The organism is Gemmatimonadota bacterium (assembly GCA_026705765.1).
Lineage (GTDB): Bacteria > Latescibacterota > UBA2968 > UBA2968 > UBA2968 > VXRD01.
In genome coordinates, this window is the sequence record JAPPAB010000168.1 from 24,947 (window position 1) to 43,912 (window position 18,966).

The 18,966-nt window shown below is 51.5% G+C and carries 18 protein-coding genes; 8 read left to right on the plus strand and 10 right to left on the minus strand.

Going from position 1 to position 18,966, the window contains the following annotated elements:
• Positions 1-8 precede the first annotated feature (8 nt).
• Positions 9-1,289 (minus strand): sulfatase, encoded by a 1,281-nt coding sequence (locus OXH16_21250; protein MCY3683936.1) that lies wholly within the window; start codon positions 1,287-1,289, stop codon positions 9-11.
• Between the two features lie 18 nt (positions 1,290-1,307).
• Complete coding sequence (locus OXH16_21255) at positions 1,308-2,723, minus strand: hypothetical protein (GenBank protein MCY3683937.1); 1,416 nt, start codon at positions 2,721-2,723, stop codon at positions 1,308-1,310.
• A 185-nt stretch (positions 2,724-2,908) separates the two neighbouring features.
• Here OXH16_21255 and OXH16_21260 point away from each other — a divergent pair, with 185 nt between their 5' ends.
• The 7 genes from OXH16_21260 to OXH16_21290 all read left to right on the plus strand — a co-directional run bounded on the left by OXH16_21260 (position 2,909) and on the right by OXH16_21290 (position 11,832).
• Entirely contained in the window at positions 2,909-4,459 is a 1,551-nt protein-coding gene (locus tag OXH16_21260) for an alanine/glycine:cation symporter family protein (GenBank protein MCY3683938.1), read from the plus strand.
• Between the two features lie 248 nt (positions 4,460-4,707).
• Entirely contained in the window at positions 4,708-5,046 is a 339-nt protein-coding gene (locus OXH16_21265) for an STAS domain-containing protein (protein ID MCY3683939.1), read from the plus strand.
• Between the two features lie 442 nt (positions 5,047-5,488).
• Complete coding sequence (locus tag OXH16_21270) at positions 5,489-6,658, plus strand: SpoIIE family protein phosphatase (protein ID MCY3683940.1); 1,170 nt, start codon at positions 5,489-5,491, stop codon at positions 6,656-6,658.
• Positions 6,659-6,660: 2 nt separating this feature from the next.
• Positions 6,661-7,077 (plus strand): ATP-binding protein, encoded by a 417-nt coding sequence (locus OXH16_21275; protein MCY3683941.1) that lies wholly within the window; start codon positions 6,661-6,663, stop codon positions 7,075-7,077.
• Complete coding sequence (locus OXH16_21280; protein MCY3683942.1) at positions 7,074-8,246, plus strand: ABC transporter substrate-binding protein; 1,173 nt, start codon at positions 7,074-7,076, stop codon at positions 8,244-8,246. Before OXH16_21275 ends, OXH16_21280 begins: the two co-directional genes overlap by 4 nt.
• Positions 8,243-10,405 (plus strand): ATP-binding protein, encoded by a 2,163-nt coding sequence (locus tag OXH16_21285; GenBank protein ID MCY3683943.1) that lies wholly within the window; start codon positions 8,243-8,245, stop codon positions 10,403-10,405. The genes OXH16_21280 and OXH16_21285 overlap by 4 nt, the downstream gene beginning before the upstream one ends.
• A gap of 44 nt (positions 10,406-10,449) precedes the next feature.
• On the plus strand, positions 10,450-11,832 hold the full coding sequence (locus tag OXH16_21290; protein MCY3683944.1) for an ammonium transporter: 1,383 nt from the start codon (positions 10,450-10,452) through the stop codon (positions 11,830-11,832).
• On the opposite strand, the gene OXH16_21295 is transcribed toward OXH16_21290, so the two are convergent.
• Genes OXH16_21295 through OXH16_21330 form a run of 8 tightly spaced genes read right to left on the minus strand, consistent with a single transcriptional unit; the run spans position 11,787 to position 16,803 of the window.
• Entirely contained in the window at positions 11,787-12,773 is a 987-nt protein-coding gene (locus OXH16_21295) for an RluA family pseudouridine synthase (GenBank protein ID MCY3683945.1), read from the minus strand. The genes OXH16_21290 and OXH16_21295 overlap by 46 nt on opposite strands.
• Positions 12,742-13,239, minus strand: a complete 498-nt coding sequence (gene lspA / locus OXH16_21300) for a signal peptidase II (protein MCY3683946.1) — start codon at positions 13,237-13,239, stop codon at positions 12,742-12,744. The genes OXH16_21295 and lspA overlap by 32 nt, the downstream gene beginning before the upstream one ends.
• Before the next feature lie 9 nt (positions 13,240-13,248).
• Positions 13,249-13,620 carry a TraR/DksA C4-type zinc finger protein gene (locus tag OXH16_21305; GenBank protein MCY3683947.1) on the minus strand — a complete coding sequence of 124 codons (372 nt, stop codon included), beginning with the start codon at positions 13,618-13,620 and terminating at the stop codon, positions 13,249-13,251.
• 1 nt (position 13,621) lies between these two features.
• Positions 13,622-14,086, minus strand: a complete 465-nt coding sequence (locus OXH16_21310; protein ID MCY3683948.1) for an NUDIX hydrolase — start codon at positions 14,084-14,086, stop codon at positions 13,622-13,624.
• A 27-nt stretch (positions 14,087-14,113) separates the two neighbouring features.
• Positions 14,114-14,989 (minus strand): S-methyl-5'-thioadenosine phosphorylase, encoded by an 876-nt coding sequence (gene mtnP / locus OXH16_21315; protein MCY3683949.1) that lies wholly within the window; start codon positions 14,987-14,989, stop codon positions 14,114-14,116.
• A complete protein-coding gene (locus OXH16_21320; GenBank protein ID MCY3683950.1) occupies positions 14,982-15,503 on the minus strand; it encodes a DivIVA domain-containing protein in 522 nt (173 codons plus the stop codon). Before OXH16_21320 ends, mtnP begins: the two co-directional genes overlap by 8 nt.
• Before the next feature lie 25 nt (positions 15,504-15,528).
• Positions 15,529-16,116 (minus strand): YggT family protein, encoded by a 588-nt coding sequence (locus OXH16_21325; GenBank protein ID MCY3683951.1) that lies wholly within the window; start codon positions 16,114-16,116, stop codon positions 15,529-15,531.
• Between the two features lie 3 nt (positions 16,117-16,119).
• Positions 16,120-16,803, minus strand: a complete 684-nt coding sequence (locus OXH16_21330) for a YggS family pyridoxal phosphate-dependent enzyme (protein ID MCY3683952.1) — start codon at positions 16,801-16,803, stop codon at positions 16,120-16,122.
• A 209-nt stretch (positions 16,804-17,012) separates the two neighbouring features.
• On the opposite strand from OXH16_21330, the gene OXH16_21335 reads away from it, so the two are divergent.
• Entirely contained in the window at positions 17,013-18,947 is a 1,935-nt protein-coding gene (locus tag OXH16_21335) for a hypothetical protein (protein ID MCY3683953.1), read from the plus strand.
• Positions 18,948-18,966 lie beyond the last annotated feature (19 nt).

Below are 18,966 nucleotides of genomic sequence, written 5' to 3' on the forward strand. Positions count from 1 at the left end.
CTCCCAATTCAAACTAATTCTGCAGGATCGTTGATGCGCGCGCCTTCGGGGGCGGAGACTGAGCCTGCCAGCAGTGGGTCGTCGGTTGTTTCCATCCAGGTTTGGAGGCGATGGCGCAGGTCGTCTATCGCGTCCTGATATTTGGGATCAGAGGCGAGGTTATTGGTTTCATGGGGATCAAAAATGAGGTCGTAGAGTTGTTCCGGGGGCTGGTTTTTCTGCCGCCAGCCCTGGGCGAGAAAGTAGGTTTTGCTGGGGCTGCCATCGCAGTTGATGTCGCCGGGGCGCAATGTGGGATACCAGTGGCGGATGTATTTCCATTTTTTTGTGCGAATGGCGCGTTGCGGATCGTAATAGCTGTGGTAGTTGATTTCTGCGAAAATTTCATCGTGGATTTCATCTGTTTCTTCGCGGATGAGTGGTAATATGGATTTGCCTTGTAGCCAGTTTGGATGGTCTATGCCGATTACATCGCACAAGGTGGGGAAGAGGTCAGTTTGTGAGACCATGCCATCAATGACTTTGCCGCCTGAAAAACCCGGTCCGCGCATGATGAGCATGACGCCGATGCCGTGATCGGTGAGGTTGCATTTCATCATGGGGAATGCGATGCCGTGATCTGTGGTGCTGATGACGATGGTGTTGTCGGAAAGACCGGCACGGTCCATGGCGTCGAGGACGCGCCCGGCTTCTGTATCGAGGATGCGAACGCAGGTTTTGTATGCGGCGGTGTCGTATCGAGTTTCGGGGGTGTCGGGAAAGGGCGCAGGGGGTATGCAATAGCGCGGGTCGTCTCCGGGGGCCGGTTCGGGAAAGCTGCGATGGGTGACGGTATATCCAACGTCGAGGAAGAAGGGCTTGTCGTGAGATCGGTTGATGTATGCAATGGCTGCGTCGGAGGTCGCTTGTTGATTTTTAGAGGTGTCAAATATTTCGTCATAACCGATTTCTGAGGGATCGGCTACTGGGGGGCGACCGACGTGCTGAAAACCCGATAGAGCGGTTGTGTAACCCGCTTTTTTGAGGGTGTGAACGAGGTGATGGCTGTAATCGTTGAGCCGAAAGCCGCGGTGGGCAAGTCCCAGCATGCCACAACTGTGGGGCCATTGTCCAGTCAGGAGTGCGGCTCGGCTCGGCGAGCAGGTTGGGTTGGCGCAAAATGCTTGGCGAAAGAGAACGCCCTGTTCGGCGAGGCGCTGAAAATTCGGGGTGGGCATGGCATGTCCAAAGGGCTGAATATATCGACCCGTGTCGTGAGAATGGATGTAGAGGATGTTTGGATGAGACATTGAGTTCTCCTGTGATTGTTACGTATGCGATAGATACGCTCGGAGGTGTTTGAGGGCGCGGCCATTGTCTATTGCTTCTCGCGCCTGTTGAATTGCATCGTGGGGGTCGGCGTTGAAACCGAGTAGATGATCTGTGAGGGCTGCATTGAGTACAATGCGGTCGTAAACTGGACCTTTTTCGCCAGAGAGGGCTGCAAGACCGAGTTCGGCAAAGGTCTGCGCATCGACGGTATTGGGACGTGGATTTTGTGTGTAGTGAAAGCCGTAAGTGGCGGGATTGATGTCGCAAGCATAAGTTTGATCGGCGCGAAAGCCCTGTGAAAAATTGATGGCGTTGCGCGTTTTATCGGTGGGTTTTCCCAGGCGAAGGGAAAAGTGGCTGGTGCCTTCTTCTCCCTTGATTGCGACTGCGGATGTAAATCCGGTCTCGCGTGCGATTTTCAGAAGGGGGATTTCGTATCCCGAATGGTAATAACCGATGACGATGTGATTGCTTCCAGAACAGGTGAAGATTTGCTGCGCTTTTTCTGTAGCAGACCACGGGGGGCGTTTGCCAATGTGGGCGCGAAGGTCGCGGGCTGCATAGGCCGCTGGCGCATATTCGCGCTGGCTGATGTAGGCAAAGCCAATCTCGGGATTTTCGAGTCGTTCTACTGCTTCTGAAAGCGACAGATTGGTGCGGGCATTGAGGGCGTTGAGGATCTGTTCGTCGGTTACACCCCATTTGGGCGGCATGGCATCTACACCGTGAAGCACGGTGGGGCGACCGAGAGCTGCGCGCAGTGCTGCGACAAAAAGGGTGGGTTTGAAGTAGCGGGTTGAGCCATTGTAGGGTTGACCAAAGTGTGTGAGGCTATTTACCTGTACTGTGTGGGCGCATTCGGGCGCAAAGGTCGAGTGGAGGTATCCGCGCACTTCGTCGTAGGATTCGAGGTTCATACGCTGGCCTATTAGTGCGGCACCTTTAAAGCTGGTGCGAATGCTTTCGGTGAGAATGGCTTCGCACATAAGGCGCGTTTGGTCATAGGTGAGATGACCTCCGGCGAGAATGGTTTTTAACGCGGCAATGACGGTTTGCTCGTCGGGTGATTCTGCGGGACAGTGATCTTTAAGGCCGAAGATGTATTGCAGATCTGGTGAGAGGTGGGTTTGTAGAAGGGGGGTATATTGTTCAAAGGCGTTGATTTCCGCCTGGCTCCAGGCTGTTTTGGGCGGGTAATTGCGCCGCAGACGCATGGCGGCAAAGAAGGATCCCATCTGGATATCTGAGACCGGATGAGGCGCTTTGTTTTGCAGGGTATTGAGGATGGCATTCAGTACGGGTTGCGGCTGTGGATCGCCGGATTTGTTGCCCAAAGGACGAGATTGCGTGGGACCTGTACACACACGCGCCTGGGCTTCGAGGACGAGGGGATTGGGATCAAATAGTGGCATAGATGGAAGGTATTGCGGGGATGCGGTGTTGTCAAGAGATTGGAAACGCGAAGGGTAGTGCAGGGGAAAGTCACGGAGGGTGTAAAAGTGCTATACATCCCTCCAATTTGTTTGTATTATGTTTCCTATTAGTCTCACTCCGTGTTTCGTTGGAGATTATAAATCAGAAACTGAGGAATTTTCCAATGTTTTTCAGGTGTTCTCGTTTCGCTTTTCTGATGGGACTGTTTCTGTCCAGGGATGCATTTGCACAGGAAGCTTTGGCTGGCGAGTCGTCTGGCGCGATACAGATGGTTATTGACGTATTGAATGCAGGCTTAAGTGCGATAACCAATTTTCTATCTTCGATTATATTTTTTGATTTTGGCCTGGGTATTCCACTCGTCATTATTGTGCTCGTAAGTGGTGGCATTTATTACTCTTTTTATTGTCGCTGGATCTCTCTGCGCGGAATGAAACATTCGATTGATGTGATTCGCGGAGGGTATGACAGTCCGGATCATCCCGGTGAAATTTCGCATTTTAAGGCATTGACCAGTGCGTTGTCTGCCACTGTGGGTCAGGGGAATATCGCGGGTGTAGCGATTGCGGTGAGTTCTGGGGGACCTGGTGCTGTTTTCTGGATGATTGTCACAGCTTTTTTTGGTATGGCGTCCAAGTTTGTATCCTGTACTCTGTCGGTGATGTATAGAAGAATCCATCACGATGGTCGCGTGTCGGGTGGTCCGATGTACTATCTGGAACAGGGCTTAAAAGAAAAAGGACTTGGGATTTTGGGGCGCGTGATGGCCGTGATTTTTGCCGTGTTGACAGTTGGCGGTTCTCTGGGCATCGGCAATATGTTTCAGGTGAATCAGACAGTTGAAATGCTCGGCACTGTATCTGAGGGATTTAAGACTTATAACTGGGTTGTCGGGATTTTAATGGCGGGGGTAGTGGGCATTGTCATTAGTGGAGGTATCAAGCGCATTGGCACTGTCGCAGCGAGCATTGTACCCTTCATGTGTGGGTTGTACGTGCTCACATCCTTTCTCATTATTCTCGCGCGTATTACCGAATTGCCCAATCTGATTGTGAATATCATTTCCCAGGCGTTTATACCTGAAGCCATGTATGGTGGCTTCATGGGAGCACTGGTTCAAGGGGTGCGCAGGGCGGCTTTTTCCAACGAAGCTGGGTTGGGTTCTGCGGCATTTGCCCATGCGGCAGCCAAAACCGATGAACCCGTGCGTCAGGGGATAGTGGCGATGATTGGACCATTTATTGACACCGTTATTATATGTTTAATGACGGCATTGGTTTGTATGATTACGGGTGCGTATCAGTTGCCCGAGTTTCAAGGGCAAAGTGGATATCTCGTGGGTATCCAGATGACATCTGTGGCATTTGATTCGTTCGCGCCCGGGTCGCGTTATGTCATCGCAATTGTGGCAATGTTCTTTGCCTATACGACGGTGATCGCGTGGGCATATTACGGCGAGCGAGCGTGGGAATATCTTTTTGGATTGCGATCTACTCTGACGTATCGAATTGTTTTTGTGTGCTTTGTATTTATCGGGTCTGTCACCGCGCTAAAGAGTGTGGTCGATTTTTCCGACGCGATGATTTTTGCAATGGCATTTCCGAATATTGTCGGCTGTATTATTATGTGTCCGCAGATCAAAGACAGGCTCAACGAATACTGGGGGCGCTACAAGGCGGGTGAGATAAAGGCGTATCCGAGGAACCCATATTGATAACACTTATAAGACGGGCTGACCATCACAGGTGAACCCGTTTTGTGTGTACTATAAAATAAGAATAAAAAAAAGATTTGACTTTCGCATAGACAAGTAATATTTTAGCTGAACTTCTCAATTCCCTGCAAGGAAACATCTCGCTATGGGGCGCAATGGCTCTTGACCGAATTGCGTGCGTTTGTTTTTTGCACGCGCCGTGCGGCAAGAGCTTTCGTAGATAATTTCACACATCAGGATACAGATCCATGGAGATTAAAACCCAAAGAGAAAATGGCATTTTAATCGCGAACGTGAATGGCCGGGTTGATAGTGCCAATGCCCGCGAGTTCGAAAATGTATTAAGCTCTGCAATCAGTGACGACGACACATGCGTGATCGTAGATTTTGGGGGGCTTTCTTACATTAGTAGTTCGGGCCTGCGGGTCATTTTGCTGGTTGCCAAGTCACTCCGGAATCGCAATGCGGAATTCGCGCTTTGCTCGCTTTCTGGTCCCATCGGAGAGGTCTTCAAAATCAGCGGATTTGACAAGATCATTTCGATCTACGACTCACAGGCAGAGGCTTGCGCCGCTCTGGGCGGATAACCTGCTATGGCGTGTGCTCTCAAGCCATAGATGAGAGTTTTGGCGTATCTCGCCTGTTGCACAGACCGATTTAGCTCGCCAGGCTTACTGTGTGCTTTCTCCAATCGGGTTGCAAGCGCTATCAGACCCATCAATCCGATTTTCCTGTGTATCTGGTCCATAGATCACTTTCCAGGGTATTTCTCATGCCCCGTATATCCGCTTTCAAAACCTCCCGAATACCAGCCAACCTTCTACCTGGTGTCGCGCAGTTTGTCATTACAAAATGATCGGTCTGGCATTTATCTACTTTAGTAACTCTCCCCGGAACCCTTTCCACACAAGTGAGTAAAAAAGATAGGTCCATTAAGCGAGGACTTTTGCTATCGCAACCATTGTGCTCCGATCAAAGAATGCTTAACATTGGTATAAGTAAAACACCATTAATCAAAGAGGCGCATATATGAAAAAGGCGCAATACAAAATACTCGTGGTTGATGACGAACCCGATCTCGAACATCTCGTGCGACAGCGCATGCGGCGCGATGTTCGCGCCGGACACTACGAATTCGTCTTTGCCTACAACGGCATTGAGGCTCTCGAGGTGCTGAACGCGGATCCGGATATCGATATGGTGCTTTCGGACATCAATATGCCGCGGATGGATGGTCTCACACTGCTCGAACAGATGTCGCAAGTCGATCCCGACCTCCGGGCTGTCATTGTCTCGGCTTATGGCGATATGAAAAATATCCGTACGGCCATGAATCGAGGGGCATTCGACTTTGTTACCAAGCCCATTGATTTTCAGGATCTGAGGGTCACGATTGAGCGCACTTTGGAACACCTGCAGATGTGGCGCGAGGCTGTGGCTTCGCGGGATAAGTTGGTGGCACTGCAAAACGAGCTTCGCGTTGCCCATGAGATGCAGCAGTCGATCCTGCCGAAGATCTTTCCCAACAAACCGGGCTATCAGCTATTTGGAAACATGGAGCCTGCACGCGAAGTGGGCGGTGACTTTTTTGATATTATCAATCTGGAAAATGACTGTGTCGGTCTGGCAATTGCCGATGTTTCCGATAAGGGTGTACCGGCTGCTCTATTCATGATGTCCAGTCGCACGTTGATGAAAGGAGCCGCAATTGGCAGATCAAGTCCGGCCGAGGTGTTGAGCGAGGTCAATAATCTCCTGCAGGAAGACAACGACGCAGCGATGTTTGTCACCGTGTTTTACGCCGAATACAATCCGGGGAGTGGGGTGCTGTCGTACGCCAACGGAGGGCACAATCCCCCGATTGTCGTCCATGCAGATGGCAGCTCGACTGTGCTCCCCCAGACCAACGGAATTGCTCTGGGTATCATGCCAGATATTGAATACGAACAAAACTCAGTCACTCTGTCGCCTGGCGATGCCCTCGTGCTCTACACAGATGGTGTTACGGAAGCGATGAATGCCCAGAATGAGGAGTTTGAGATGGAGCGCTTGTGTGCCGTATTGTCCGAACATTGTTCGTGTGATGTCCGCGAAATTAATCAGGCGGTTTTTCAAGCTGTGCAGGCATTTGCGGGTGATATGCCCCAGTTTGACGATATGACTTGTATGACACTTTTTTGCAGAGAGATAGGAATATGAAGGTGAAACGTTCTCTATGTATTGCGTCGGATCTCAACGAGTTGGAGCGGCTCCACGATGCCGTGGCAGAACTCGGCGAGGCGGGGGATTGGCCCCCCGATCTCGTGTACCAGGTTGATCTCGTTCTCGAAGAATTGATCGTCAATACTGTGAACTACGGATACGACGACGATGCACGCCACGAGATTGAGGTCACGCTGACCTCGGATGAGGATGTCTTCACCGTTGAGATTATAGACGATGGACATGCCTTTAATCCACTGAGTGACGCTCCCGAACCGGATCTGGACGCGGGGATAGAAGATCGGCCGATAGGGGGGCTTGGCATCCATCTGATGCGCGTTATGATGGACGATGTACACTATCGCCGCGAGCAGAATAAGAATCATCTTACTCTGATTAAGCGGAGGAATGGATGAGGAGAACGCGCTACATTTGTGCGGTTTTATTACTCGTCTTGCTGATTGTAGAAATCCGCGCGGAAGAATCTGGAATTTCTGACGAGCGCATCCTTTTTGGGCAGTCCGCCGCCTTTAGTGGCCCCGCTCAAGAATTGGGCAAGGACATGCGGATTGGTATTGAGGCAGCTTTTCAGGAGGCCAACGCTCGGGGCGGTGTGCATGGTCGGCAACTCACGTTGTTGTCTCTCGACGATGCATACGAACCCGAAGCTGCTATCGCCAATACCCGTCGTCTGATTGAACAGGAAGGGGTTTTCGCGCTGATCGGTGCTGTCGGTACGCCTACATCGCTCTCTGCCACCCCTGTGGCCGCAGCTGCTGACGTCCCCTACATCGCCCCCTTTACCGGTGCGGCCTTCCTGCGTGAGGCCAGGTGGCAAAACGTGATTAACCTGCGGGCGTCTTATAACCAGGAGACTGAGGCTATGGTTGCTCGTTTGACCACAGACCTGGGTATTAAACGCATTGCTGTTATGTACCAGGATGACTCTTTTGGTCGGGCGGGTTATCGCGGCGTGCGGCAGGCACTTGAGCGGCGTAGCATGGCCCCGGTGGCAATAGGGGTGTACCAGCGCAATACCACGGCGGTGAAGACAGGTCTGCTCAACCTGCATAGTGCAAATCCCGATGCAGTCATCTTGATAGGGGCCTACCGGCCGGTGGCAACGCTGATTGCCTGGGCGCGACACATAGGGCTGGATCCCGTATTCATGACCATCTCTTTTGTGGGCAGCAATGCGTTGGCGAGGGAACTCGGTCGCGGTGGTGCTGGGGTCTTCGTTACTCAGGTCGTACCTTTTCCAACCGATAACACGCTCCCCGTTGGTCTTGCCTATCGCCGTGCCCTAACGGCACACGCCCCCGAAGCGACTCCTGGTTTTGTCTCCTACGAAGGCTATTTGGCGGGGCGATTGGCTATCGCCGCTCTCGAACGCTGTGGCAGAGAGGTTGACCGCGTTGGGTTTCTCAAGAATTTACGCGGTACAGATACTATTGATCTGGACGGCTTTGAACTTCGCTATGGCGCAAATGACAATCAGGGTTCAGACGCTGTCTTTCTCACCGTGATTGGTAGCGATGGCAGTTATCGATCTATCGACTCGTTGCGGGACGCAATAAATCCATGACTGACATACTAAAACACTTGCTTGAAGGCCGCTACCGAATCTCGACGCAACTCTATTTGGGTATTGGCGGTGCTGTTGTCCTCACTATGGGGGCGAGTCTGGTTGCCTGGTTTTCCTTCAACAGCGTGGGTGACGCGCAAAGTCGCGTGAATGAAGGCAGTGTGCCCGGGATGGCAGCCGCATTTGGAGTCGCTCAACAAAGCGGTGCCATTGTAGCCGCAGCACCGCGTCTCATCGCTGCTGCAACGCCAGAGACATTTGATCAGGTTATTGCCGAGATCGCCACAGAGCGAAACACTTTTGAAGCGCAGTTGGCGGCTCTGACGCAGCGAGGTGAAGAAGAGGAACGCTTTAGTCGCATTCGCGCCCAGGGTGGTACTCTGATCTCAAATATCGAAGAAATTGAATGCTCCATGGCCGAGCTTTTTGTGCTACAAGAACGGAGTGAAGCCCTGCGTGGAGAACTTGCCGAATTGCGCAATGATCTGGTTGGTGTCATGGTTCCGCTTATTGACGATCAGTTATTCTACGCTATGACGGGGTATCGCAATCTCGGCGAAGCACCCGCGTCGCCTGCGCAGCATTTGTCGAGAAAAGAGTTCGACCACTATCGCCATCTGGCTGCATTACAAGCAGACGCCACCACAGCAATCCAGCTTCTATCGAGTGCTTTCAATCTTTCAGATGCGCCCTTGATTGAGCCATTGCGGGAGCGATTTGAGGCTGCTAAAGACAGGATTGAATGGAGTTTGTCGGCACTCGGAACGGCCAGCGCGCGTAGTCAGATCGCTCCGATATGTGCCCGCCTGTACCAGTTGGGACTGGAAGAGCAAGGGGGCTTTGACCTGCGTACACGAGAACTCGAGCAGGTCGCACATCAGCGGGACCTGCTCGCACGCAATCAGGCTCTTGCCCTTAATCTGGTCGCCGAAGCCGAAGGGCTGGTAAATGCTGCCCGCATAAGTGCGAAGGAAGCTACCCACGCTTCCACACTGGCCATCGGCACCGGGCGCAGTCTTCTGTTGGTTTTGAATGTGATCAGCATTACTGGCGCATTGTTGATTGCCTATGTATTCGTGGGACGAATGCTATTGCCCCGTCTCGAGCGACTATCTGAGCGGATGCGCCGCATGGCTGACGGCGATCTGGAGGGCAAGGTCGATATCGGTGGAAACGACGAGGTGGCAGACATGGCTGCAGCCCTTGAAGTCTTTCGCCGCCATGCTCTGGAGGTGCAGCGCCTGAATCTGGTGGAAAAACTGGCTGAAGAGTTGCAATCTAAGAATGCAGAGCTCGAAAAAGTGCTGGAGGATTTGCAGGTGGCGCAGGATCAGATTGTCATGCGCGAGAAATTGGCCGCGCTCGGCGAACTCACGGCAGGTGTGGCGCACGAGATTAAGAATCCGCTGAATTTTGTGAAGAACTTTTCAGAATCGTCGGAAGAGCTAATGGAGGAATTGGTGGAGGTACTGGACGAAAATCCCGAAGCACTGAGCGAGGAGCAGCGCGAATTGGTCGATGAGATATGCCAGGACCTCACCGACAATATGGGGCGCATCCTCCAACACGGCACCCGCGCCGACCGCATTGTTCACGATATGCTCATGATGGGGCGCGGCTCTGGTGAGAGACAGGCCATTGAAATCAATAATCTGCTCGATGAACACGCTCGCCTTGCCTACCACAGCGCACGGGCGACTGACGCGGATTTCAACTTGACTATTGAGACGGATTTCGATCCAGATGCGGGGCAAATCGAAGTTGTTCCGCAGGATTTGGGGCGCGTCTTTCTCAACATGGTAGGCAATGCCTGTTATGCTACCGACGAGAAACGTCGTGCGATCGAAGCAGATAATGGTGAGACCTTTTTTCCGACTCTGTCGCTGAGTACCAGGCGCATGGATGATCGGATAGAGATAAGCATAAAAGATAATGGGAATGGGATTCCGCCCGAGGTTGTCGATAAAATTTTTAATCCTTTCTTTACCACCAAGCCGACAGACAAGGGCACGGGGCTTGGCCTTGCCCTTTCCAACGATATTGTGCGCGAACACGGGGGAAATATCCGGGTTGTATCCGAACCTGGTGAATTTACAGAGATGATAGTTGAATTGCCTTTGGTGCCGCCCGCGGTGACGACTGAAGAGGTAGAGAGATAGAAGGGAGTGGCGGCACTGTTCCATCATTATGGGAGGGAATATCCATGCGGACGTTTTTAAAAACCCTTATTCATCACCGGTTCACCAACCGGGTGGGAAAAGTACTCGCGGTGCTCGGGTTCCTTGCGTGTGCCACAACCGCCGCGCATGCAGCGGTTGACGAGGAAACGCTGTTCGTCTTCAACACTTTTTCATTCCTCATTTGGGGCGCGCTGGTGATGTGGATGTGCGCGGGATTTACCATGCTCGAGTCCGGGTCTGTGCGCACCAAGAATGCCTCCATGATCTGCCTGAAGAATATCGGACTCTATTCCATTGCCGGGCTTGCCTACTATTTCATCGGCTATAATCTCATGTACGTCGATGTGGGGAGTGTGATCGGTTCATTCAAATTCTTATATGGACCATCTGGTGATGAGATTGCTTTGCTGGGGGGACAGGAGGCCGCGAAGGCGGCTGTGGTTAAGAACGGCTATTCCACCATGTCCAACTGGTTTTTCCAGATGGTCTTTGTTGCGACCACTGCTTCTATTGTCTCTGGGGCCCTGGCCGAACGGGTCAAGCTGTGGTCCTTTTTACTTTTTATTCTGGTGATGACAGGGATTATCTATCCCATCGTCGGTGCGTGGACCTGGGGCGAGGGATGGCTGAGTGCGATGGGTTTCAAGGATTTTGCTGGTTCGACCATCGTGCATAGCACCGGCGGTTGGGCGGCTCTTGCCGGTGCGATAGTCGTTGGACCGAGGTTAGGCAAATTCCGCAGCGATGGTACGGTTAAATCCACGCCACCATCCAATATTCTTGTGGTGACGCTGGGTGTCTTTATTCTGTGGTTCGGATGGTTTGGTTTCAATGGCGGATCGCAACTGGCATTGGGAAGCGCGCTTGACGCGGTCGCGATGAGTCATGTGCTGGTCAATACCAATCTGGCGGCCGCAGCCGGTGTTATGGCAGCTCTTTTAGTTTCTCGACCCATCCTGGGGCGCATAGATCTGTTCGCCGGTCTAAATGGCGCAATCGCCGGTCTGGTGTCGATTACCGCGGGACCCGATATTGTCGATCACTACTGGTCGGTCATTATCGGTGCTATTGGCGCAGTTGTGTGTACTGCCGGGATCAAGCTTCTGGAAAAAATCAAGCTGGATGATGTGGTGGGAGCAATACCGGCTCACCTGTTTGCCGGTATCTGGGGCACCATCGCAGTCTGCATTGCTGGCGGTGGCAATTTAGGCGTACAATTGATCGGCATCGCAGCAATTGGCGCATTCGTGTTTGTGACCTCGTGGGTGTTGTGGCGCGTGCTTGCGATGACGTTGAGTGTGCGCGTGTCGCGCCAGGTTGAGCAATTGGGTCAGGATGTTGGGGAATTGGGAATTGACGCCTATCCCGAATTTGTGCTTATGCCAGAAGAAGATGATGAGGAATAAGCGTCGGTAAGAATTTTCTGCATATCCCCTGGGGGGCGTGCTTCAAACATCATTTCTTCTTTTGTTACGGGATGCACAAATTTCAAATGCGTCGCGTGGAGCATCTGTCGATTAGTCTGTGCGAGTAGCCGGGTTGCTCTCCTGCGAAACAGGGGGGCAATCCCAGATAGCCGTTCCTCGCGGCCACCGTATAGCGGATCGCCAAATACAGGGCGATTGAGGTGTGCCAGATGCACTCTGATCTGGTGGGTGCGACCCGTCTCCAGCGCGAGTGATAGCAAAGAGAGAAAATCGTAACGCGTTCTTATTTTCCAGCGCGTTGTTGCATATCTGCCATTCTGAGAAACAGCCATTCGCTTTCGATCTTTTGGATGTCTTCCAATTGGTGCTTCTATGCGCCCCTCATCTGCTTCAAAGCCCCCCCATATCAACGCGAGATAACGCCGCTCCATTGCTCGAGTTTCCAACTGGGCAGCCAATCCGCGGTGCCCTTCATCACTTTTGGCGACGACCATCAGCCCCGATGTGTCTTTGTCCAGCCGATGCACAATACCCGGTCGCAAAACCCCATTGATACCCGATAAATGCGTGCAATGTGACAGGAGGGCATTGACGAGTGTTCCCGATGTTACGCTCCCTGCCGGGTGTACTATCATACCCGCAGGTTTGTCGAGTACCAGCACATGATCGTCTTCAAAAAAAATATCCAGAGGTAGATCCTCTGGATTAATTGTGCTCTCTATTGGAGGGGGTATATCTATTGTGATGCTATCGCCAGCGACCAGTCGATAGCTCGACCGCGTCGTCTTTCCATTGATGCATACAGCACCCTCGACAATTAGCTTTTGAAGGCGTGAACGCGAAAATTCTGGGCGTTGATCGGCCAAATAGCGGTCCAGACGCTGGCCTTTATGTTGGGGCAGAATTTTTAGATGAATCACGGTTGTACACCGTCTTGCGGTGTTTCGATGTGATGCCAAAAGTAAAAATTAAGAGGGCGGTTCCCACGCTGACGCAGGTATCCGCGAGGTTGAAAACCCACCACCGCGTAGTTCCGATACCAAAATCGAGAAAATCAATTACGACGCCAAATCGCACGCGGTCGATGATATTGCCAATTGCGCCTCCCAGTACCAGAGTCAAACCAATGGCTGCGAGGCGGTCTTCGGGCGCGATGCGCCACAGCAGCCCGCCAACTACGAGAAGTGCCACACAGGCCAGTAACAAGTGCAGGTACGGATTGCCCAATCGGATACCGAATACTGCACCCGGGTTGTGAATATAGGTTAATTTAAAAAAAGATCCCAATACCGGTACAGATTCGCCCAGAGCCATGGTTTGCAACACCCACCATTTGGTGAGTTGATCCAGCACCAATGCCACGCCTGTAATCCATAAAAATCTCACAAGTAAACCTCATGCTGATTTGTTTTGTTTTTCTTTACACGGGACGCAAACTTCCGTGGTCGGTACTGCTTCCAGTCTTTCTCTAGGGATGGGAATGTCACACGCTCGACACCTGCCAAATTCGCGATTTTTGATGCGCGTTAAAGCGGCTTCAATTTGGTCCAGATAAGCACCGTCGCGTGCTGCAAATAGAAAAGCCTTTTCGCGTTCCATGGTCGCATTGCCCAAATCGGGCATGTGATCTGAATACGTCAGGTCTCCCGACGATTCTGCCGAGGTGATCTGCATGGAATGGCTCTGCAATGTGCCCAGGTCTTTAACGATAGAGGTGCGCTTGGTCTCTAAAAGATTTTTGAAATACTCCAGGTCTTCGTTTGTCATTTTATTCCTTTCTATCCACGGCTTCCCAAATTTGACACGCATTTTCTTTGATTAGTGCGCGTTGCTCCGGCCAAAAAAATACAGGGAGTGGATCAAGCGGTACCCACGACATGCTTTCGTGATGTGTTGTATCGGTTGGCACGGCATCAATCTGCTCGGTCAAATACAAAAAATAATGAGTTATTTTCCACTCTTTCTTGTGGAAATCAAGCCTTTCTTTTATGCCGAGTTTTTCTACGAATTGCAGTTTTGATATCCCCACTTCTTCTTCGATCTCTCGTCGGGCAGCACATTCGATTTTTTCGCCCGCTTCAATGTGTCCTTTGGGCAACACATAGTCGGCATGCCCTCTCTCGCGGGCCAGAGCCAGCAATACCTGGTTGCCATCCCAACGCACCACAACACCGCCCGCGGCATGACGTTCTCGCAACCCTTTGGGACGTATGTACCAGCTATCGTCGATCATAAATGTTATTAGTAGCTCGCATCTTTCTCAAGACCAGTACTTACCGTATAAAAGACTGAGGCGTTCTTTTGTCGCGCTGGAAATCGCATCTGGCGATGTAATAATCGCAAATTGTGCGGCATTGAGACAATCGCAATCCGATGTTCTGGGCAACTGTGCAGCCAATGTGCATACAATTTGGTTTGCGTGTTCGGCATTGGCTTTTAACACAGCGACCACGGCTTCTACCGATACATCTTCTTCGGCTTCATGCCAGCAATCGTAATCGGTGCCCGTAGCCAGCATCGCATAACACATTTCGGCCTCGCGCGCGAGCTTGGCTTCCGGCAAAGCCGTCATTCCGATTACGGTCGCATTGACTTCTCGGCGATAAAAATGGGACTCTGCTCGCGTGGAGAACTGCGGTCCCTCCATACAAATATACGTTCCGCCATCGTGGGTGGTCACTCCGGATTTTTTTACAGCGGTCAGCAGTAAGTCGCGTAATTCACTGCAAAAAGGATCGGCAAAAGCCACATGACCGGCAATGCCCTCACCAAAAAATGTGTTCGCGCGAATGCCGCGGGTGCGATCAAAAATCTGATCGGGTACTACCATATCACCCGGTTTTATGGTTTCCTGCATAATTCCCACGGCACTTATCGCCAGCAGATGCGTCACGCCCATCTGTTTCAGGGCATATACATTGGCGCGATAGGGCACTTCAGAAGGCAGCAGGACATGCCCGCGTCCATGACGGGGCAAAAAATATACCGATTGGTCATCTATACGCGTTTCGACAACTGCATCTGAGGGTGCGCCAAAAGGTGTGACAAGGCGATGTTCGGCTACGATTTCCACACCTTCCATGTGATAAACACCCGATCCGCCCATAACACCCAGTCGAACAATCTGTTCAGGCATCTTCGTCGTCCTGACCTGTGGCGTCATCTTCTATTTTCGGGATATCTTCTTGTACCACATCAAAGGTGGTCACTTTCAACTGGTCTAAAAAATCGGTCTGAACCTGTACCAGCGCCTTAAATTGGGACAAGAACATATCGCGTTGATTTTGTAACTCCACAGTCTCTGTGCGTATATCATGTACCTGCGTGCGCGCTTTTTCAATGGCCCGATTGCTGCGGATCTCGGCTTCTTTCACAATCAGCCGCGCTTCCTTGTGCCCATTTTCCTTGACTTCCTCAGCCGTTTGTTGGGCAGTCCTGAGCATCTCCTGGAGGGTTTGCTCTATTGACCGATAGTGATGCACTTCTGATTGCAACGCATGGAGGTGTTCTTTTAGTTCGAGATTTTCGGCACCGAGTTTTTCGACTTCTGTAGCCAGCATGTCGAGAAATGCCTGTACTTCCTCTTGATCATAACCGCGAAAAGACTTCTTAAAAATCTGCTTGCGAATATCCAGTGGTGTGATGTTCACATTCCCCTCCCCTAAGGGCTATCGGTTATAACTCAAATACACTTTGAATGGCACTTTGAACAACCTGCAGAAGCAAAATTAACAAAATGGGTGACAAATCGAACATGCCCAGTGGAGGAACGATCTGTCGGAAAGGGCCCATAATAGGCTCAGTCAAGCTGTAAAGGGTCCACATAAATCTGCCTCCGCGCACAAAGGGCAACCACGAAAATACGATACGCGCGATAATTAAAACGAGCAAGACCGCAACAGTTCCATAGAGCAACCATCCGATGATATGCAGGATTTCACCGGAAGAAATACCGTGTAACAATCCTATGAGTGAACGCAGCACATCGTTGGTCAACCACTTAAAAAAAAATGCCCCGATCAATGTCGCAATTATCAGAATTAACGGTGCCGCACCGGCATTTCCTGGCATGTGTTGCGCAATGGGCCACACGAGCGGGTCGGTTATGCGCCGAACATAATATTGAGACCAGCCAAAAGAACTCATACGAACCAAAATAGCGCGTAATAGCAACAACGCCACCATGCCGATTACCAATGCAACAAGCATCCAGTCAATGGCTTGTTGTATTAAAATAATCGCCTGAGCAACCACATCAACCATAGTTTATACCGTCCGCTGACCAAAAATCGCCGTGCCCACGCGCACCATTGTTGCGCCTTCTTCAATTGCAACTTCAAAGTCGCCGGTCATCCCCATAGACAGGGCAGATACATGGGGCTTGTGAATTGCGATGTGGTCCCTGATTTGTCGCAATAAGACAAAATTTGGTCGCGCTGTTTCCGGGTCTGGCGCAAATGCGCCAATTGTCATCAGCCCCGCCACCGAAACGCCCTGCAAGTCATCGACCTGCTCGACCAGATCTAATGCCGCGTTGGGGGATATACCGAACTTCGATGCTTCGCCCGATGTATTTACCTGTACCAATACGCGAGCTGGGGTATTTCTCCGCACAGCCCACCGGCTGATCTCTTTTGCCAGGCGCAATGTGTCAACCGAGTGAATCAGGTCGAATAAAGGCAAGGCTATTTTGACTTTGTTGCGCTGTAAGTGTCCAACCAAATGCCAGGATACTGTGCCAGCCACCTCTGGGACCTTGTGCTGTGCTTCTTGCACGCGACTTTCACCTAAAACCCGCGTCCCTGCATCTACGACCTGTTGCACGACATCGGCGGGCCAGGTCTTTGTTACAACAATCAATTTAACCGCATCTGCTGACCGCCCGGACCGCCTGGTAGCGCTGTCAATGCGGTCTTGAACGCGCTTTAAGTTCTCAGCAATTGCCGACATGGGTTTCGGTCTCAAAATTGAAATATAGATTTCATAATTTATGTAAAAAATAGTGTAATGGCAACAAAAACGGCTTGGAACATATGAGGTGAGCCACGCGAATTTTTTAGCCATGTAGGCCAGAAAACCGTTGACCCCACGCGGAGGATATATGTATTGTACAGGTACTCTCACGTCACGTCTTATCCTTCAAATCCGGAGCTATTCTTATGCCGCGAAATGGTTATGGACACATGGTACTGGATGATTATGTCGCGCGCGTACGAGCAGTAAATGCCGACCGCGCAAAACGTCTGTCGTCTATCCGAACAAAAAAAGAAGCTTTCGCATATCGCGATGAGGTGCGCGAGGCGATTGACAAAGCCTATCGCCCCTGGCCGAGTAAAACACCGCTTAATGCGCGCGTTGTCGGTACAATTGAACGCAGCCATTACCGCATTGAAAAAGTTCTTTTTGAGAGTCGTCCGGGTTGTTTGGTTACGGCCCATCTTTACGTGCCGGACAAACTCGATGGGCCAGCACCTGGTATTATTGGCTCTTGCGGTCATGCTGCCGATGGCAAGAATGCACCGCTTTATCAGGCTTTTTGTCAGCGTCTGGCGCGCAATGGCTTTGTCGTCTTGATCTACGATCCCTTCAATCAGGGCGAGCGCGATCAATACTATGCCCTGCACAGCCGCGAAAGCGTGCGGTCGTCAACACATGCCCACAATATGATGGGCAAACAACTCGAACTCGTGGGCGAATGGTTTGGCGCGTGGCGCGCCTGGGATGGTATTCGCGCGCTCGACTATTTGCTTACCCGTCCCGAAGTCGATCCCGCACACATCGGGCTTACGGGCAATTCGGGTGGCGGTACTATGACCAGTTGGATCTGGCCGGTGGAAGCGCGTTTTACTATGGCTGCCCCCAGTTGCTTTGTCACCACGTTTGCCGCCAATCTCGAAAATGAGTTGCCCGCCGATTCGGAACAGTATCCGCCGGGTGTGATTGGCGCGGGTCTGGATATGGCCGATTTTTTTATTGCCCGAGCACCTGCTCCCGTCATCTTGCTCGGTCAAGCCTATTGCTTTTTTGACCGACGCGGTCTCAAACAAGCCTATTCTGAAATTCGTCGTTTCTACGATATCATTGGCGCGCCAGCCAATGCGACTGATATTTTTATCGGGTCAGAAGACCACGGTTTTTTCCGCGATAACCAGGAAGCTATGGTGCAATTTTTTGCAACACAAGCCGGCATTCAGCAGGTTACCCGTTTGGAAGAGACCGAAGACTTGCGCGATGTCTTGAATGTTACCCCAAAAGGCGAGGTTGTGCCCGAAGGCGCTACGCCCATTTACGATTTGATTGCCCAAAAAGCAGTTGTTCTTGCATCAAAACGCAAAGCGTTGGGTAAGGATGAACTCATCCGTTGTGTGCAGAGCACGCTCAATTTGTCTGATGACCGCGACCTGCCCCATCACCGCTGGTTGCGCAGTACGACGGAAGATGGCGTTCGCCTGGCGCGGTATGCGATTGAAACCGAGGGCAATATTCGCGCTATTATGCGGAAGCGCCTGTCCAATCCGTCTTATTCGCATACGCTCGATGTCGAGCGCGAGGTTTATCTCTATTTGCCACATGTTTCTGCGGAAGAAGATTTGATAGAAGATCCTTTTGCAAAAAGACTGAAAGAACAACATCCGCTTTATGCTCTCGATGTACGCGGTCTGGGAGAATCGCTTGCCGATGATGAACGCGACTTTTTTCACCCTTATGGCAATGACTATATGTGCAATGGTTATGGCCTGATGCTCGGTCAGAGCTTTCTCGGACGGCGGATTCACGATGTGTTATCCACACTTGATCTGCTGGTTTATGAGGGTGCGGAAAAAATCCATCTTTACGGTCGTGGGCAGGGTGCAATTCACGCGCTGTTTGCCGGATTTTTGCATTCTGCAGTGGCGACTGTTACCCTGAAAAACTATCCGCTGTCCTATCACGCTTGGACACAAGCGCCCCTGGTCAGTTGGCCTGCTGCCAATATCCCTCGGGGCGTTCTCGCATCTTATGATCTGCCCGATTTGATACACGCTCTGGATAAGAAACTCGAGCTTATACAGCCCTGGGGGGCGGATATGTCGGAAGTGGGAAGTGTGAAGTGAAGAAGGGCTGAGGAGAGGA

Excerpts from the sequence above, each read along its gene's own strand:
- OXH16_21270 (MCY3683940.1), top strand. The coding sequence starts at position 5,489 with ATGAAAAAGGCGCAATACAAAATACTCGTGGTTGATGACGAACCCGAT.
- OXH16_21260 (MCY3683938.1), top strand. The coding sequence starts at position 2,909 with ATGTTTTTCAGGTGTTCTCGTTTCGCTTTTCTGATGGGACTGTTTCTG.
- OXH16_21305 (MCY3683947.1), bottom strand. The coding sequence starts at position 13,620 with ATGACAAACGAAGACCTGGAGTATTTCAAAAATCTTTTAGAGACCAAG.
- OXH16_21335 (MCY3683953.1), top strand. The coding sequence starts at position 17,013 with ATGCCGCGAAATGGTTATGGACACATGGTACTGGATGATTATGTCGCG.
- OXH16_21285 (MCY3683943.1), top strand. The coding sequence starts at position 8,243 with ATGACTGACATACTAAAACACTTGCTTGAAGGCCGCTACCGAATCTCG.
- OXH16_21250 (MCY3683936.1), bottom strand. The coding sequence starts at position 1,289 with ATGTCTCATCCAAACATCCTCTACATCCATTCTCACGACACGGGTCGA.
- OXH16_21325 (MCY3683951.1), bottom strand. The coding sequence starts at position 16,116 with ATGGTTGATGTGGTTGCTCAGGCGATTATTTTAATACAACAAGCCATT.
- OXH16_21330 (MCY3683952.1), bottom strand. The coding sequence starts at position 16,803 with ATGTCGGCAATTGCTGAGAACTTAAAGCGCGTTCAAGACCGCATTGAC.
- mtnP (MCY3683949.1), bottom strand. The coding sequence starts at position 14,989 with ATGCCTGAACAGATTGTTCGACTGGGTGTTATGGGCGGATCGGGTGTT.
- OXH16_21255 (MCY3683937.1), bottom strand. The coding sequence starts at position 2,723 with ATGCCACTATTTGATCCCAATCCCCTCGTCCTCGAAGCCCAGGCGCGT.
- OXH16_21280 (MCY3683942.1), top strand. The coding sequence starts at position 7,074 with ATGAGGAGAACGCGCTACATTTGTGCGGTTTTATTACTCGTCTTGCTG.
- OXH16_21310 (MCY3683948.1), bottom strand. The coding sequence starts at position 14,086 with ATGATCGACGATAGCTGGTACATACGTCCCAAAGGGTTGCGAGAACGT.
- OXH16_21265 (MCY3683939.1), top strand. The coding sequence starts at position 4,708 with ATGGAGATTAAAACCCAAAGAGAAAATGGCATTTTAATCGCGAACGTG.
- OXH16_21290 (MCY3683944.1), top strand. The coding sequence starts at position 10,450 with ATGCGGACGTTTTTAAAAACCCTTATTCATCACCGGTTCACCAACCGG.